This is a genomic window from Campylobacter sp. RM12651 (assembly GCF_022369475.1).
Classification (GTDB): domain Bacteria; phylum Campylobacterota; class Campylobacteria; order Campylobacterales; family Campylobacteraceae; genus Campylobacter_E.
Genome location: NZ_CP059600.1, coordinates 519,770 through 535,959, shown reverse-complemented (window position 1 = coordinate 535,959; position 16,190 = coordinate 519,770). Strand labels below are relative to the sequence as shown.

The 16,190-nt window shown below is 27.8% G+C and carries 17 protein-coding genes; all 17 read right to left on the bottom strand.

The features are described 5' to 3' along the window. Nucleotides 1-110: 110 nt before the first annotated feature. On the bottom strand, nt 111-1,346 hold the full coding sequence (locus AVBRAN_RS02715) for a type II secretion system F family protein (RefSeq protein WP_214115743.1): 1,236 nt from the start codon (nt 1,344-1,346) through the stop codon (nt 111-113). Between the two features lie 3 nt (nt 1,347-1,349). Further along, nucleotides 1,350-3,020 (bottom strand): GspE/PulE family protein, encoded by a 1,671-nt coding sequence (locus AVBRAN_RS02710; RefSeq protein ID WP_239803717.1) that lies wholly within the window; start codon nt 3,018-3,020, stop codon nt 1,350-1,352. Between the two features lie 65 nt (nt 3,021-3,085). Further along, the gene (locus tag AVBRAN_RS02705) at nt 3,086-3,622 is read right to left on the bottom strand and encodes a hypothetical protein (protein WP_214120155.1); all 537 of its coding nucleotides are present in this window, start codon (nt 3,620-3,622) and stop codon (nt 3,086-3,088) included. Then, nucleotides 3,619-4,491 carry a CDC27 family protein gene (locus AVBRAN_RS02700; protein WP_239803492.1) on the bottom strand — a complete coding sequence of 291 codons (873 nt, stop codon included), beginning with the start codon at nt 4,489-4,491 and terminating at the stop codon, nt 3,619-3,621. Before AVBRAN_RS02700 ends, AVBRAN_RS02705 begins: the two co-directional genes overlap by 4 nt. Continuing rightward, complete coding sequence (locus AVBRAN_RS02695) at nt 4,484-5,311, bottom strand: ATP-binding protein (RefSeq protein WP_214115747.1); 828 nt, start codon at nt 5,309-5,311, stop codon at nt 4,484-4,486. The genes AVBRAN_RS02700 and AVBRAN_RS02695 overlap by 8 nt, the downstream gene beginning before the upstream one ends. Nucleotides 5,312-5,320: 9 nt before the next feature. Beyond that, nucleotides 5,321-6,931, bottom strand: a complete 1,611-nt coding sequence (gene mshL / locus AVBRAN_RS02690) for a pilus (MSHA type) biogenesis protein MshL (protein WP_239803491.1) — start codon at nt 6,929-6,931, stop codon at nt 5,321-5,323. Beyond that, nucleotides 6,921-7,289, bottom strand: a complete 369-nt coding sequence (locus tag AVBRAN_RS02685) for a hypothetical protein (RefSeq protein WP_239803490.1) — start codon at nt 7,287-7,289, stop codon at nt 6,921-6,923. The genes mshL and AVBRAN_RS02685 overlap by 11 nt, the downstream gene beginning before the upstream one ends. Further along, a complete protein-coding gene (locus AVBRAN_RS02680; protein WP_214120104.1) occupies nt 7,289-7,984 on the bottom strand; it encodes a hypothetical protein in 696 nt (231 codons plus the stop codon). The genes AVBRAN_RS02685 and AVBRAN_RS02680 overlap by 1 nt, the downstream gene beginning before the upstream one ends. Then, a complete protein-coding gene (locus AVBRAN_RS02675) occupies nt 7,981-9,669 on the bottom strand; it encodes a hypothetical protein (protein WP_239803489.1) in 1,689 nt (562 codons plus the stop codon). Before AVBRAN_RS02675 ends, AVBRAN_RS02680 begins: the two co-directional genes overlap by 4 nt. A gap of 18 nt (nt 9,670-9,687) precedes the next feature. After that, entirely contained in the window at nt 9,688-10,557 is an 870-nt protein-coding gene (era, locus tag AVBRAN_RS02670; RefSeq protein ID WP_214115752.1) for a GTPase Era, read from the bottom strand. Then, nucleotides 10,554-11,873, bottom strand: a complete 1,320-nt coding sequence (hslU, locus tag AVBRAN_RS02665) for an HslU--HslV peptidase ATPase subunit (protein ID WP_214150108.1) — start codon at nt 11,871-11,873, stop codon at nt 10,554-10,556. Before hslU ends, era begins: the two co-directional genes overlap by 4 nt. A gap of 2 nt (nt 11,874-11,875) precedes the next feature. Next, nucleotides 11,876-12,412: an ATP-dependent protease subunit HslV gene (gene hslV / locus AVBRAN_RS02660; protein ID WP_214115754.1), complete on the bottom strand. Its 537-nt coding sequence runs from the start codon at nt 12,410-12,412 to the stop codon at nt 11,876-11,878. Then, complete coding sequence (gene rplI / locus AVBRAN_RS02655; RefSeq protein ID WP_239803488.1) at nt 12,412-12,855, bottom strand: 50S ribosomal protein L9; 444 nt, start codon at nt 12,853-12,855, stop codon at nt 12,412-12,414. Before rplI ends, hslV begins: the two co-directional genes overlap by 1 nt. Before the next feature lie 99 nt (nt 12,856-12,954). Continuing rightward, nucleotides 12,955-13,671 (bottom strand): tetratricopeptide repeat protein, encoded by a 717-nt coding sequence (locus tag AVBRAN_RS02650; RefSeq protein ID WP_239803487.1) that lies wholly within the window; start codon nt 13,669-13,671, stop codon nt 12,955-12,957. A gap of 2 nt (nt 13,672-13,673) precedes the next feature. Next, entirely contained in the window at nt 13,674-14,156 is a 483-nt protein-coding gene (locus AVBRAN_RS02645; RefSeq protein ID WP_214115757.1) for a DUF3972 domain-containing protein, read from the bottom strand. Nucleotides 14,157-14,164: 8 nt separating this feature from the next. Next, nucleotides 14,165-15,412 (bottom strand): peptidase U32 family protein, encoded by a 1,248-nt coding sequence (locus AVBRAN_RS02640; protein WP_239803486.1) that lies wholly within the window; start codon nt 15,410-15,412, stop codon nt 14,165-14,167. Further along, entirely contained in the window at nt 15,412-16,128 is a 717-nt protein-coding gene (locus tag AVBRAN_RS02635; protein WP_214115759.1) for a chemotaxis protein, read from the bottom strand. The genes AVBRAN_RS02640 and AVBRAN_RS02635 overlap by 1 nt, the downstream gene beginning before the upstream one ends. Nucleotides 16,129-16,190: the final 62 nt, after the last annotated feature.

Sequence of the window (16,190 nt, the reverse complement as noted above, 5' to 3'; positions counted from 1 at the left end):
TAAAAAATATTGTAGCTTAGTGATTGTATAGAACTTAGTTAAATTATTGTAAATTCAAACTAATAAAGAAATGTATTATCTTTAGTCAAATTCTTGACTAAAGATTTTATTTAGCTTTTTACAGCGCTTCCTAAATCCCACATAGGCATAAAAATACCAAGTGCTAAGAAAAGAACCATACCAGCAATAAATAACATAAGAATTGGCTCAATATAGCTTGATAGGTTATCTATAATATTATTAAATCTTTCCTTATAATACCCAGTAACTTTTTCAAGCATTGCATCTAATTGACCACTGGCTTCGCCTGCTTTAATCATTTGAATAAGCATATTCTCATAAAGTTCTGTTTCTTTAAAAGATTCAGTTAAGCTAAGCCCTCTTGAAATTGAAACTTTAGTAGCATTTAATTTATTTTTCATAGTTGTATTAGATATTGTTCTAAGTGAAGTATCAAGTGCATCTGCAATAGGAATACCTGCTCTTACTAGCTCTGTAAAAATAAGATTAAATCTACTCATAGTAGCAAATAAAATAATCTTTCCTATTAGATAAGTTTTTAAAGCATATCTATCAACTAAAGCTTTATAATTATCATTAATTCCATAAAATCTTTTACTAGCAAATATCCCACCAATAAGCACAACTAAAACATATATCCCATAATTTCTTAAAGTATGCTCAATAAATAACAAAGCCTTAGTAGCAGGTGGTAAATTAGCCCCTAATTGTTCAAATATCTCCTTAAACTGCGGAACAACAACAAGCATTAAGATAGTAAATGCTATAGCAATAGCTGTAACAACTATTATAGGATACCTTAAAGCCTTTTTAAACTTTTGTTGATTGTCATATAATTCTTGTAAAATTTCTGCAAGTTTTTTTAAACTTTCACCCAATTTACCAGTGCTTTCACCTAGCTTAACCATAGCTAGTGTAATATCACCTAATTCAGCTTGAAATGGTTCAAGTGATAAACTTATACTAAGACCAGCATTCAAGTCCTCATAAACTTTAGAAAAAATCTCTTTTACCCTTTTATTTGCACTTGAATTTGCAACTTCTCTCACACTATCATGGATAGAAATACCAGCACCAGCCATAACACCTAATTGGTTAATTGAAGCAATCAAATCAGGTAATTTTATAGTAGGTTTAAAAAAAGATAAATTTTTTAATTTATCAACAGCACTTCCTAGCGAAACGGTTTGAACTTCGCCAGCCTTTACTATACGGCCTAAATTTTTATTTTTAGCTTGTTCAACAGCACTTGCCTTGCTTTGCGCTGTTAGAGTTAAGACCTTTTTTTGTCCTTTACTAATATACTCAACTTGAAATTTCTTCATTTATTACTCTTTCGCAACTCTTAATACTTCATCAACACTAGTAACACCCTTAGCAGCTCTTACTATACCATCATGAAACATATCAACAAAACCTTCTTCATAAGCTACTTTTCTAATCTCTTCTTTAGATGCACCCGCTGCAACCATAGAAGAAATTCTATCGCTGATTGGTAGAATTTCACTTATCATTTCACGACCAGTATAGCCTGTTTGAGAACATTTAGGGCAACCTACAGGCTTATAAAATTGTGGATTTTCTACTTCTTTTACATACTTTTCAATTCTTGAATAAAAATTATCAGGTATTTTTGTAACTTGCTTACAATTAGGGCAAAGCTTTCTTACAAGTCTTTGTGCTTCAATTGCTGTTAATGCACCACTAACCATATAAGGCTCAACCCCCATATCAACTATCCTAGTAACGGCTGAAACTGCGTCATTCGTGTGAAGAGTTGAAAATACTAAGTGTCCTGTAAGTGCTGCTTGAATAGCAATTGTTAATGTTTCAGCATCCCTAATCTCACCTATCATTATAATATCAGGGTCTTGTCTTAGAATAGACCTAAGTGCAGCTGCAAATGTTAGCCCTGCTTTTTCATTAACATGCACTTGCTGAATCAAATTCAACTGATACTCTACAGGGTCTTCAACCGTGATAATTTTAGTCTCAACGCTTTTCATATCATTAAGCGCAGCATAAAGAGTAGTTGTTTTACCACTTCCTGTTGGACCAGTTACAAGAATAATCCCATAAGGTGCATGCATTGCTGCTTGAAATCTTTCAAGATTTGTAGGGTGCATTCCAAGATTGCCTAGACTAATTAAAATCTTTGATTTATCAAGTATCCTTAAAACTATACTTTCGCCATTTATAATAGGTAATGTTGAAATACGAAAATCATATTCTTTATCTAAAACCCTAGCTGAAAATCTACCATCTTGCGGTTTTCTTTTCTCTGCAATATCCATATTTGATAAAAGTTTCATTCTAGAAACCATTGGTGGATATATATCTTTATCAAAAATAAATATTTCAGTTAGCATACCATCAATCCTACCACGAACAATGCAGTTTGTCTCAGTAGGCTCAATATGAATATCGCTTGAGCGATTTACAATACAAGTTCTAAGGATAACTTCAATTAATTTTAAAATTCCAGAGCTATCTTGCTCTCCACCAGTCATTGTAGGATCAGAGCTTAACTCTTTTCTAATATCATTGATAATATCTTTTATACTTTCATTTAATTGAATTTTACTTAAATATCTATCAATTTGAGATGGATGTGCGACATAGTTTTTAACAAGTTTTCTACTAAATAAATGTTGAACTTTATCTTGAGTTTCTAAATTAAATGGTTCTTTATATGCTACATATAAATTAATTTCATCTTCTTTAAAAGGTAAAAATCCATAGTTTGATAAAACTGAATACTGAATTTTTTCAGAAATCTTATAATTAATATCAACCGAATCTAAATCTATATATTCAAATCTTAATTTTTGTGCAATTTTTTCTAAAAATTCTTTATTACCTATTTCAAAATGTAATGCAATATCATCTAAAGTAATACCATTAGTCTTATAAAGGTCAATCAATAAAGATTCTAATGTGCTTTCATCTAAAACGCTTTTTAAATAATTTAACTTATCTTGTGGATTTTCAAAAGACATAATAGTGTCTTTTAATTCCATTTTTCTTCTATATACTAAAACTCCTAAACGATCTACAAATTCCATTACCAGTACTCTTTCACTTCTAATATTTGATTGTTTGAATTTAAAATAGTTAAAACCATCTTAGTAAATGGTTTATCAAATCTCAAACTCATTTCATAGATTTTATCATTATATCTAAAAATATATTTATCATTTTCCTTTATATAATTACCTAATATATAATCATCGTAAATATCAGATAAAATATAATCGCACTTAGGTAGCTTAATAGAGCTTATATTAAGGTTATCAACTAGTGCTGAATGTAATAATTTTTTCTTATATAAAATAGTTGAATAATAAACAGCATTAGCTCTTGCTTCTTTTGAATTTCTAAGTGCAATAATAACAGCTGATAGTTTGTTTATATAATCTGTTCTTAAACATGCAATACCATACAAATTCATCAATCCATCATCTTGATTTTTTACAGCTAAATCATATACTAAATTATTGCATACTTTTGAATATTCTTGATTTTCAATAGCTTTATTAATATCTGCTAAACTAATAGCGAAACAATTTAAAGCTATTAATAAAAAAATAATTTTTCTCATAATTTACCTTCTTTAATTAAGTCTAAAGTTTGTTTAACACGAGTTGAACTATTAGAATTTAAATAATTAGTTAAAGAATTAATAGCTTGCTCTTTTAAACCTAATTTATAACTTGCTTTTGCAAACATAACCCAAGATTTATCGTTTTTAACATCTAATTTATTTGCAGTCAATGCCCATTCTCTAGCGTTTTTAAAATCGCCTTTAGAATAATATACATCAGCTATATCTAAAGCAAAATATATACTATTAGTTTCAGAAAATTTTAATTTCAAATATTCTAAATCATCTAATTCTTTTTTGCTTTCTACCTTAGGTGTAGCCGTAGAATTTAAATCAGTAATAACTATTGTGTTAGTTTCTATATTTTTAGGTATATTTTTAATAATGTTATTATTTTTAATATTACTTGATTTTGTTTCACTTGTATTTGATTTAAAAGATGAGTTTTTAACATCTATATTCATAATACTTAATGATATAGTTTCATTATTTGTAGTATCTGATAAAGTAGTAGTATTAACTTCTTCTTGTTTAGGCATATCTACTAATTTTTTATCATTATCTGGCTTATTACTAATTACTTCTACTGGTTTATTGATAATATTTTTATTATCTAATATTTTTTCTTTTTCTAATTTAACCTTAGTATCATTTATAATCTTTTTAACTTCATTATTACTTTTTTTTACATTAGTTTCTAATTCGCTAGCACCTTTTGAGTATGCAAAATATATTAAAGCAGATATAAAAATAACAAATATAATAAAAGCTAATATGTATAAAAAGATATACTTTTTCTTTTTTTTCTTACTTGAATAAATTTTCCATTTATTTTCTAATTCTATAACTTCATGTAAATTAAGCATTTAATAAACCTTTATCAAGAGCAGCCATTTCTAATACTTTTTCATTGATTTTTGGATTACTAAACTCACTAAATCTTTCTTGTTCGTAAAATTCATATATTTCAAATGCTTTATACAATAACATATTAACAGTTCTTAAGTTTCCTTTAGTAACGCTATATATAAACTTATAATTTTTATTACTAAAAAATCCTTTATCCAAACCATTCTTTAAAGTTTCTAATTTCTTATTAATATAAGTTTTAATTTCATCTTCACTAGATTCACTAAGTTCAATACTTTCCCAAATTCTAGTAGTAAAATGCTCTTGAGCTAAAATATCCTCATCAGCAATTGTCTTATGAACTGTAAATAAGAATTTAAACATTCTAGTATCTGATAGTAGTCTAATTTTTTCTATTAATATATTAGGATACATTTGAGCTTCATCAAGCATTACCATATATCCATCGTATTTTAATTCTTCAGGAGTTTGAGTAACTTTATCTTTAAAAATTCTTAAAAAATCTTCGTATTTTTCAATCTCTACATATTCATTAAAAATTTTTCTATGCAACTCTGTGTAAAATCCTGATTCTGAATAAAATGGCTGTTCTAATAATATAATCTTTTTATTTTTTTCTTTTAAATCTTTTTCTATTTTATTTAATAAAAAAGTCTTACCACAACCTGGCTTACCATAAAACAATACTAATTTTAAAGGCTTTTCTAATGAAGTTATAATCTTATGATAAGCAATCTTAGATTTATCAAGATTGATAAATCTAAGGCTTTCTAAATTGTCTATAAATAATTCTTTAGCTAATGTATATTTATTCAATAGCAACCCTTATTCAACATTATTTATTGAATCAAATTCTTCTGCTTTTTCTTTAAATAAGTTTTTAGTAGCAGTAGGTTTTAAATCTTCTTTATAATCTAGTGCTAAAGAGTATCCTAAATCTTCTAAAGATTTTCTTACTTCTTCTTTATCTTTAGTAAAATCAACAACATGCGGAGTGATAACAAACACTAATTCTGTTTTTTCTTTTGATTTTTGTTTAGAGCCAAATAATTTTCCTAATAAAGGAATGTCTTGTAATACCGGAATTCCATTTTTACTAAATAATTCAGAATCAGTAATAAGTCCACCTAAAACAATAGTCTCTCCATCTCTTACTTGAACAACTGTTGATAATTTCTTTTGTTTTGTATCTGGAGCAACAACCCTATAGCCATCTTTAACTTTTTTATCTTCAATATTTATTAGCTCACTAATGCTTGGATTAATTCTTAGCATAATTTTATTATCATCTGATATTTCAGGTAAGATATTTAATAAAATACCTACGAAAATTGATTTTTCTTCATCAGCATCACCCGTGCTACCACTATCTGTAGTTGTGCTACTTCCTTTTAATTTATAATTATATGTATCACCAACCGTGATTAATGCTTGTTGGTTATTTAAAGTTGCGATTTTAGGACTTGAAACAACTTTAACATCTCCACTTTCTTTAAGAAAATTTATCATACCTGTTAGGTTAATACCCATATTAATAGCTATATTTTCATCTCCGTGCCATCTACCTTTATCGGTTTTACCCCAAAATACATTAGAAGTATTTTTTTTATCAGTTAAAATAATAGTGCCATTAGCAGTGTTTCCAATAAGATTTGTAAGAGATGCTCCAGTAGTATCAAATCCTAAATTAAATTGAGTCCAATCTATACCTGTTTTATGAGATTTATTAAGGCTTACTTCAATAATTGAAACATCAATTACTACTTGTTTTTTAAGTGATTCTTGAACTTGATTTAAATAAGTTTCAATCCTATCTAAAATTTCATTACTTGAAGTAACTGTGATTAAACCTGCATTAGCATTGATTGTAGGAGGTGTAATAGGAATATTTTGACCTGAATTTTGAACTATTTCTGAAATCTCTTTGCCTATGTTTTTCCAAAAATCAAATTCTTCTTTAGTTTCAATCATATTATCACTATCTGAACTTGAACCTGAACTTGAACTTGAGCTACTGCTATCGCTGCTGCTTGCTTGAGATTCAACATTTGCCTTAGTAATAGCACTACCCTTACGAACTGAAGTAATATAATCTAATTTAAATGTTTTAGTATTTAAACCTTGAATTTTTAAGATATTATTTGAAAAATCATAATCTAAACCTTGTTCAGCAATAAGCAAATCAAAAATGCCATTAATATGCATATTTTTAATGCTTATTCCATCTTGTCTAGTACTCAATATTCCTTTTGAATATGAATCTTTATAAACTACACTAAAATCACATACTTTTGATAATTGATTAATTATTTCGTAAGCTGAAGTATCTTCTTTATTTACTTTAATATCAAAAGCTCTTTTTGAGCAATCTGCTGCACTTAATGAGCTAGATAGCATTAGCGCTGCACTTAAAGATATAATAGTTTTATTTAACACTGATTTGAATATTCTGATTATCCTTTAAATTAAGTTCTACATAATTAATTGAATTTGAAAGACCAACTCTTTCATTATTAATACTAACTACCCTATAACCTGCAGTAATTATTTCGTTTAAACCATACCATTTTTGATTGATTTTCACTCTTTTATCTACAATAGCATATAAAGTAAAAGTTATAACCTCGTCTGATTTGATTTTGTCCTTATAAAAAGGATCATTTGTTTTTGTAATTTCAAGATAGTCTATTGTATTTCTAACTTGAACTAATTCATTAAATTTATTGTCAAGTTCTGTTCTTGTCATAGCAAAAATTGCTTGAATACAAACTAATATACATAATACTTTTTTCATTAATATTTAATCCCCCATATTGAGATTTTAACATCAGCTTGAATGTCATTTGTATAAACTTTGTTATTTTCGCCACCATTATTATCCTTATTAGGATTATCTGTAGGCTCAATTTTGTATAGTTTAAGCATATTTACATCTACAACATCAATTGATTTTTCTAAGCTATTTACAAAATGTAAAATATTTTGGAATTTACCAGTTAAAGAAAATTGAACATTAAAAACTTCTTCTACTTTTTGACTTACCAAATCATTTACACTACTTCTTACATCACCTAAAACTACTTGATATTTTTTAGATAATTCATTAATTTTAGCCATAAACTCAGACCAATTTTTTTGATTATATAATAATTTTGACGCTTCTTTTAATTTATCATCAAAATACATATTCTCATCACTGATTTCTTTTCTTGCTTTTTCTTCGCTAATGATATCTTGTGTTAATTTTTGTATTCTTGAGTTTTGCTTTTCTCTTTCAATAAAATCATCAAGCCTTCTTAACTCTTCTTTAGCTTTATTTAACAATTCTGTTTGTTCTGCCACATACTGCTCTGAACTCTCATATGTATAATCATAGATTAAATAACCAAATAAAAATACACACATAAATATACTCATATAGAATATATTAGTATTAGGCTGCTTTTCGTAATAATTATCTATTTTATCAAAAATACTACCTTGTTTCATCTTAAAACCTTTATTACAATATTACTTTCATGCTCTTTATCTTTATCATCAAGATTTAATATCTTAATCAATACATCTCTTGATTCAATACTATAAGTATCATCAGCACCTATTTCTTTTAAGAATGAAGTTATACCTGTTGCAGTTCCTTTTAAATTAACATTTATAATATCATTATCAAAAGACATACTTGTTACTTTAATATTGCTTTGATTTAAGATACTAGCCATTTTTGTAGCTGCACTAGCTTTTGATAGATAATTAACTTTTTTATCATAAATATTATCTAAAAGTGTATATCTAAATTCTAAAGTTCTTCTAGCTTCATTTACTTCAGCTGATAAACTAGATAATCTACTTTCAAGGTTTTTAATTTCATTATCAATTCTTGTATATTCTGTTTGTTTAGCAGGAATTTTTTCACTAGTATCTCTTTCTTCTACTTCAATAAATTTACCATTTATGTAATTATATATAGGATAAATACTAGCCAATACAATAACAGCCAAAATTGATAAAATTAACTTCCCAGAATATCTCTTCGCAAAAGGTGGTGGTCTTAAAAATGTAGATATGTTAAATACATCATTTGGCATTTTTAATTGTTCATTAGCTCTTAACAAGCTTAATAAAACAAATGGATTAATCCTTAATTCTCCGCCTTCTTTTTCAGGAGTAGTTGTAAATTCAGAAGGTGTATTAACCTCAACGGTAAAATTTCTAATATTTTTAAATAAATCATATTTAATTTTATGGATATTAACAAATTCTGCTACTTCAAGACTATTAATTCCAATTTCAACTTTATTATTAAGCATAGTTTCAAGTATAATATCATCATCAAGACACCTAAAGCAAGAAAACAATACTTCAACTTTTTTTAAGAAATTTTGACTTAACCCAATATCAGTTCCTACAAATACTTTTGTAATAGTAACATTATCTAATTGAGCACCTCTTAATATTAAAGATAAATTGTTAATTAAGAATTTAAAAGACTCGCTTAAAACCTTATTAAGTGAAACTCTTTTTGCATCATCTACATGGTCAAAACCATATTTTGATAATTCATTTAAAAACATATGTTCAGGAATTCTCTCTCCTAAATCATGAGAAAAACTACCATGCAACATATCTATGCTAAGTTTATTAATAATCTTATAGTTTATTAATTCTCCATCTTTATACACGGTAAGTGTTGTATATGTTTTATGAAAATATATAAATACTTGAACTCCATCACTTTCTATAAGTTTGCTTGTATAATAATTTTGATACATCAATGGTTCAATATCTATATAATCAATATACTGAAGCTTATTAGCTACATCTTTAAATTCTGTTTCAATTTTTTCATTTTCTACTACAAATACATTATATACTGTATTAATTCCCATACTAGCATTAGAAATACTATAAGATATCTTATAATCCTTGTCTATATCTAATTCTAACACTTCATAAGTTTTGTTTGTAATTATACTGATTTCATCCTCATCTGTATCGTTTGGAACCTCAACAGAAGCATACTTTACATTTTCACCTGGCATATAGGTAATATTGTAAGCAGAATTGCTTTTTTCCTTAACGGTAATTTCACTAAGGACATTATCAGCAAGTTTATAGAGTTTTTTTGTACTTGAATCAAAAGCGACCAATTCTCTTTTTTTCGCTGTTTTCGCCATTTAAATACCTTTTATTTTTTATTGTTTTAAGCCTACTTTTTTTAAAAAGTTCTCATTATCGTACCATTTTTTTTGAACTTTTGCAACCAACTTTAAGTTAATTTTTAATAAAAAAACTTCAGCAATTCTTTTCCTAGCGACTATTCCAATACGCTTAATTGTATTAGCATTTCGACCAATTAGCATTGCTTTATGATTTTCTGAATCTGTAATAATATCGGCATAAATAGTTAAAAAATTATCTTTTTCTATAATTTTATTAATTAACACTTCACAACAATATGGCAATTCATCACTAAGATTTTGATAAATGCTTTCTATTATTAATTCTTTAATAACATCTTTAGTTGTTTTATCAGTGCTAAATTCTGGGTCAAAAAAATATGGGTGTTCTGGTAAATACTTTACCATCTCATCTAATAATTTATTTTTATAAAATTTATTTTTTGATGAATAAGGAATGATATTAGGAACAATATCTAATTTATTAAATTCTTCTAATTTATCTAACAATTTTTTAGGTTCAACCAAATCAACTTTGTTTATAACTACAATATGCTCAACCTTTGGCTTTAAATCTAAAAATTTTTTATATTCATCTAAACTATCAAAAATACTCATCACAAATACAATCAAATCACACTCATCTAAGCTCTTTTTAGCAGCTTCTATTAATAGTTGATTGAAATTCTTATTGCTTTCGTGTAGGCCTGGAGTATCTATTAATATTATTTGATTTTCATCGTGCATTATTACCACATTCATTTTTCTTCTTGTGGCATTTTCTTTATGTGATACTAGGCAAATATTTTCGCCTAGTAAAGAATTAATCATTGTGCTTTTACCGGCATTTGTTCTGCCGATTACACTTACAAAACCGCTTTTCATAAAATATATCTTGCTATATCTTGATTTTCTATAATAGAGCCTAATTTATCATCAACTAATTTTGTATCTATTACACAATCTTTATCTTTGTATTTATCACACTCATAAGAAATATCTTCTACTAATTTTTCAATAACAGTATGTAAGCGTCTAGCACCTATATCTTCCATACTTTCATTTGCTTGTGCTGCTATTTTTGCAATTTTTTTAATAGCATCATCTTCAAACACTAAATTAACTCCTTCAGTTTCTAAAAGTGCTTTATATTGTTTTAAAAGTGAGTTTTTAGGTCTTGTTAAAATTTCATACAATTCATCAGCACCCAAGCTATCAAGCTCAACTCTTAATGGAAATCTACCTTGTAATTCAGGGATTAAATCACTTGGCTTACTTAAATGAAATGCACCTGCTGCAATAAATAATATATGATCAGTTTTTACATTACCTAATTTAGTATTTACTACACTACCTTCTACGATAGGTAATAAATCTCTTTGAACACCTTCTTTGCTAGGGTCTTGTCTGCTTGAATTACCCGAGCTTACCGCAACTTTATCTATCTCGTCAATAAAGATTATTCCTTCATTTTGAACTCTTTTTAAGGCTTCATCTTTAATGCTTTCATTATCTAAAACACTATCTGTTAATTCAGTTTCTAAAACTTTTCTAGCGTCTTTAATTTTTAACTCTTTTTTCACTTTTTTATCAGCAATACCAATCACTTTTACCATCTCTTGCATACTTGCAAGTTCTGGTGGTAGATTTGGATTTGTCTCAAGTGAGCGTTGGGTTACATAAATTTCTATAACCTTATCTTCAAATTCTTTATTTCTTAGACGCTCTTTCATCTTTTCTAAGCTAGTTTCATACTCTGCTTGTTTTTCTTCACTAACACCTTTTGGTAATGGCGGTAATAATTTTTCTAAAATTTTATTTTCTATTAGTTCAGCTAATCTTGATTTGTTTTTTTCTAAATGTTCATTTTTTACTAAAGTTAAAGCCGCATTAGCTAAATCTCTTACCATACTTTCTACATCACGACCAACAAAACCAACTTCAGTATATTTACTAGCTTCTACTTTAATAAAAGGTAAGCCCATTAATTTAGCAATTCTTCTTGCAATTTCTGTTTTACCAACACCTGTGCTTCCTATCATTAAAATATTTTTAGGAACAACATCATCTTGCATACTTTCTTCAAGCTTTAATCTTCTATATCTATTTCTTAAAGCAATAGCAATTACCTTTTTAGCTTTTTCTTGACCTATTACATATTCATCTAAAAATTCAACAATTTCTTTAGGTAACATCTGCATTCTTAATCCCTTAATTCATAAGTAGTTATATTTGTGTTTGTATAAATACAAATCTCTCCTGCAATTTTAAGACTTTCTTTAACTAAAGTTAATTCATCTAAATTCGCATGATTATGCAATGCTCTTGCAGCACTAAGTGCGTATGCTCCACCACTTCCAATAGCACAAATGCACTCATCTTGTGGCACAACTACATCGCCTGTCCCGCTTAATAAAAAGATTTGTTTTCTGTTTAAAACTATCATCATAGCTTCAAGTTTTCTTAAGTATTTATCTTTTCTCCACTCTTTTGAAAACTCAATAACAGCTCTTTCTAAATCTCCTTTTTTACTCTCAAGCATTTTTTCAAACATATCAAATAAAGTAAAAGCATCAGCAGTGCTTCCTGCAAAACCTGCTAATACTTTTCCTTCATAAAGTTTTCTAAGTTTTACTGCATTACCCTTTAAAACCGTATTTCCAAAAGTAACTTGTCCGTCACCACCAATTACTGAAGCATCTTTTCCTTTATAAGCTAAAATCGTAGTAGCGTGAAACATTAAGCACCTTTTACCACTACTATAAATTCAGCAACAATGCCATGACCTAATTTTGCACTCACTTTATACTCACCTTCTGCTTTAATAGCATAATCTTGAATGCTTTTTTTATCAAGTTCAAGGTTGAATTGCTCTTTAATAGCGTGTGAAATTTCATCTTTTGTAACTCCACCAAATAATGCTCCATTAGCACCTAATTGTTTTTTAATAATAACTTTTTTATCAGCTAAACTATCTTTTAATTTATTCATTAATTCAAGCTCGTATCTGTCTTGCTCTTCTTTTTTCTTTAAATCACTTGCGTGTTTTCTAAGCACTTCTGTGCTAGCAACTTTTGCAAAACCTTTACCGATTAAGAAATTTTGACCATAACCATCTTTTACTTCCTTAACTTCTCCGGCTTTACCTAAGCCTTTTACATCTTTAATTAATAAAACTTTCATAATTTCTCCTTTTTGTAATATTATTGATTGTAATAAAAAAAAGTATATTTTACGCAAATTATTATGTGGAATTTAAATCTATAATGAATGATTTAAATTCTAATACTTTATTTGATTAAGTATGTCGTAATTATAGCAACCCATCTGCTCGCCTAAATCACAAGCTTTTTTACTTAATTTAAGCGCTTTATTATAGTCTTCTTTTACACCTTCACCATTAAAATAAGCAAGAGCTAAATTATTGCAAGCCATAGGATATTCTCCATCACAAGCTTTTTCATATAATTTAATTGCTTTATTGTAATCTTGTTCTACGCCTTTTCCTTCGCTATACGAGACGCCAGCATTATAACAAGCATTAAAAACTTCTCCATCACAAGCTTTTTCATACAACTTGATTGATTTACTATAATCTTGCTTTACACCTTGTCCAATATAATAAGAATTACCTAAATTATAACACGCTTCAAAAATATCTGCATTACAAGCTTTTTCATATAAGTTATTTGCTTTTTTATCATCTTGTTTTATACTTTTTCCATTTTTATATATCCAACCTAAACCAAAACAAGCACCAAACTCATTTGCATCACAAGCTTTTTTAAATAGCTTAATTACTTTTGAATAATCTTGCTTTACATATTTTTCTTGACTATAAATATAACCTAAAAAACTGCAAGACTTAAAATTATCTTTAGCACATTCTTTTTCCCAAATTTTAGCAGCTTTTTCGTATTCTTTATTTTTATAATACTCTAAACCTTGATTAGCAAAACAAAACACGCTAATAAATACAAATAATAAGATTTTTCTCATTTTTATTCTTTAATATCTTTTTGATAATTTTCTACAGCTTTATTCCACATTAGTTTATATTTGCGTTTAAGATATTCAATTTCTTCTCTAGCTAATTCTAATTCTTTATTTAGAGTATCTATTACTTTTCTATCTTCATCATAAAGCTCTTGCATAGAATAAAGTGCTTCTTTTAAAAAGGCATTTTCACCCCTTAAAACTTCTAAAGTTTCATCTTTTGCATCTAAGACTTTCTCGTGAAGATTAAGAATAGTTCCTATTGTCTTTTCTATAAAATTACCTGCAGGGGTATTTGCAATATCTTGAACTTCTATGTTTTTATCTTTTACAGGAACGATTGCAAAAGTCCCTGCATTTGCTTCTATTAAAAGCTTTTCATTTTCATATTTGTGTTTTAATGAACCACTTTTAATCATAGCCATTACAACTTCTTCATTCAAATGAACTAATTTGCAAAATTCACTAAGTTCAAGATATGTTTGCATAAAAACTCCTATGCTCTTAAAAAGCTAAATTCTGGCAATAAAGATGGGCTTAAAATCTCATTTATATTACCACTATGTAATTCGCTAAATTCTTTATTGTTCTCATTTATAAGCTTTTTAAATTTGCAAAAATATTTATCATCACGCTTATAAATTTCGCCTATTTCATTATTTACTAATTCAATACTTGCATTTAATGGAGCAAATATTTCGTATTCATAATCTTTTTTAATAATTCCCTTACTAGCTATGCTTTTACCATTTTCGCTAAACCCATGCACTTGCATTGTGCCTTGCATTATTGAAGTTTCGTGATTTTGAGTATCATCTTTTTCATAAGGTCTAGCCATTAAATACCCATCAGTAAATCCACGAGATTTTAAAGTATTTAACTCATCATCATATTTTTTCGCATCAAATTGATTATTTAAAGTATCAATTACAGCTTGTTTGTAAGTTCTAGTTGCACAAGCTACATAATATTCACTCTTAGTTCTTCCTTCTATTTTAAAGGCATTTATGGCATTTTTTTCCATAATTTTGTCTATATAATTAGCAAGTTTTAAATCTTTAGAATTAAAAATATGTGTTCCTAAATCATCTTCTACTATTCTAAATAAAGCATTATTTTCTGGATTTTTCGCATATAATTCATAAGGAAATCTACAATCATTAGCACATGCACCAAGATTTGAGCGTCTTCCACTCTGAACTGCTGATATTAAACACCTTCCACTATAAGCAAAACACATTGAGCCATGCACAAATGCTTCTATTTCAATATCTGCATTTTTTGCTATATCACAAGCATCTTTTAAGCCTAATTCTCTAGCAATTACAACTCTTTTTGCACCTAAATCCTTATAAACTAAAGCATCTTCATAATTTAAAATATTTGCTTGAGTGCTAACATGGATAGGAATATTAGGAGCTATTTCTTTTGCTAATCTCATAGCACCTATACTAGCGATTATTAACGCATCAGGTTTTAACTCAGCAAGTAAGGCTAAATGTCTTTTAAGACCTTCTAATTGAGCACTCACATGAAAACCATTAACCGTTGCATAAACTTGCACACCTTTGCTATGAGCATATTTTATACCTTCTGCAAAGCTAGTTTCATCAAATTCTTTAGCAGCACGAGAGCGTAAAGAAAACGATGAAAGTCCTGCATAAACAGCATCAGCACCATAATTTACAGCAATTTTTAATTTTTTTAAATTACCTGCTGGAGCAATTATTTGTGGAGTTAGCATTATTTTTTACCTAATGACGCAATTAATGCTTCAATATCATCATTTGTAACCAAATCAGCTGTGCTATCTCCTTCAATATGAACAGCACTACTAACTCTTTTTTCATCATCAATTCTGCCTTCAAACAAGCTATTCATATACTTAGATAACGCTCTCATTACATTAATTACACGCTCAATTTTTTGTCTATGAATATCTTGATATTGCATAGCGTCCATTGCCATCATAGCTTCATCTTGTCCCATAGCTAGATTATCTAATGCTTCATCAATTTTTGCTAATTGTTCTTTACATTCAGCTAAACATTCACTAAATTTATTAACATTAGGAAATTTCTCATTTAAAGTTGTAAATAACTCAACTTGATTTTGAACTGATTTTTTAAAGGTTTTTATAATCTTTTCAGCAGTTGCAAAATAATCCATCATTGTTTCAATTTTTTCAAGTAATTCAGTAGCTTTAACTTCACTATCACGAGTTACATCATCTAATTGATTTACAACTTTATGATCTTCTGTTGGTGGTGGTGGTGGCCAAGATTTCCTTGAATCTGGTCTATATGATTTATATTCTTCTTCTAAACTCAATTCTTCATCTTCTAAATCTTCAATTGCTTCACTAGGCTCTACAACTTCTTCTTTTATATCATTAACAATCTCATCTTCAAAATCATCAAGCCCACCAGCCATTAAAGCATCTAATTCTTCTTGCGTCATTATTTTTCTTCCTTAAAATAATACTTAATTAAAAAATATTAGCTAAAATCATAGCTAATCAA

Coding starts and splice junctions, on each gene's coding strand:
- AVBRAN_RS02715 (WP_214115743.1), bottom strand. CDS start 1,346: ATGAAGAAATTTCAAGTTGAGTATATTAGTAAAGGACAAAAAAAGGTC.
- AVBRAN_RS02710 (WP_239803717.1), bottom strand. CDS start 3,020: ATGTCTTTTGAAAATCCACAAGATAAGTTAAATTATTTAAAAAGCGTT.
- AVBRAN_RS02705 (WP_214120155.1), bottom strand. CDS start 3,622: ATGAGAAAAATTATTTTTTTATTAATAGCTTTAAATTGTTTCGCTATT.
- AVBRAN_RS02700 (WP_239803492.1), bottom strand. CDS start 4,491: ATGCTTAATTTACATGAAGTTATAGAATTAGAAAATAAATGGAAAATT.
- AVBRAN_RS02685 (WP_239803490.1), bottom strand. CDS start 7,289: ATGAAAAAAGTATTATGTATATTAGTTTGTATTCAAGCAATTTTTGCT.
- AVBRAN_RS02680 (WP_214120104.1), bottom strand. CDS start 7,984: ATGAAACAAGGTAGTATTTTTGATAAAATAGATAATTATTACGAAAAG.
- AVBRAN_RS02675 (WP_239803489.1), bottom strand. CDS start 9,669: ATGGCGAAAACAGCGAAAAAAAGAGAATTGGTCGCTTTTGATTCAAGT.
- era (WP_214115752.1), bottom strand. CDS start 10,557: ATGAAAAGCGGTTTTGTAAGTGTAATCGGCAGAACAAATGCCGGTAAA.
- hslU (WP_214150108.1), bottom strand. CDS start 11,873: ATGCAGATGTTACCTAAAGAAATTGTTGAATTTTTAGATGAATATGTA.
- hslV (WP_214115754.1), bottom strand. CDS start 12,412: ATGTTTCACGCTACTACGATTTTAGCTTATAAAGGAAAAGATGCTTCA.
- rplI (WP_239803488.1), bottom strand. CDS start 12,855: ATGAAAGTTTTATTAATTAAAGATGTAAAAGGCTTAGGTAAAGCCGGA.
- AVBRAN_RS02650 (WP_239803487.1), bottom strand. CDS start 13,671: ATGAGAAAAATCTTATTATTTGTATTTATTAGCGTGTTTTGTTTTGCT.
- AVBRAN_RS02645 (WP_214115757.1), bottom strand. CDS start 14,156: ATGCAAACATATCTTGAACTTAGTGAATTTTGCAAATTAGTTCATTTG.
- AVBRAN_RS02640 (WP_239803486.1), bottom strand. CDS start 15,412: ATGCTAACTCCACAAATAATTGCTCCAGCAGGTAATTTAAAAAAATTA.
- AVBRAN_RS02635 (WP_214115759.1), bottom strand. CDS start 16,128: ATGACGCAAGAAGAATTAGATGCTTTAATGGCTGGTGGGCTTGATGAT.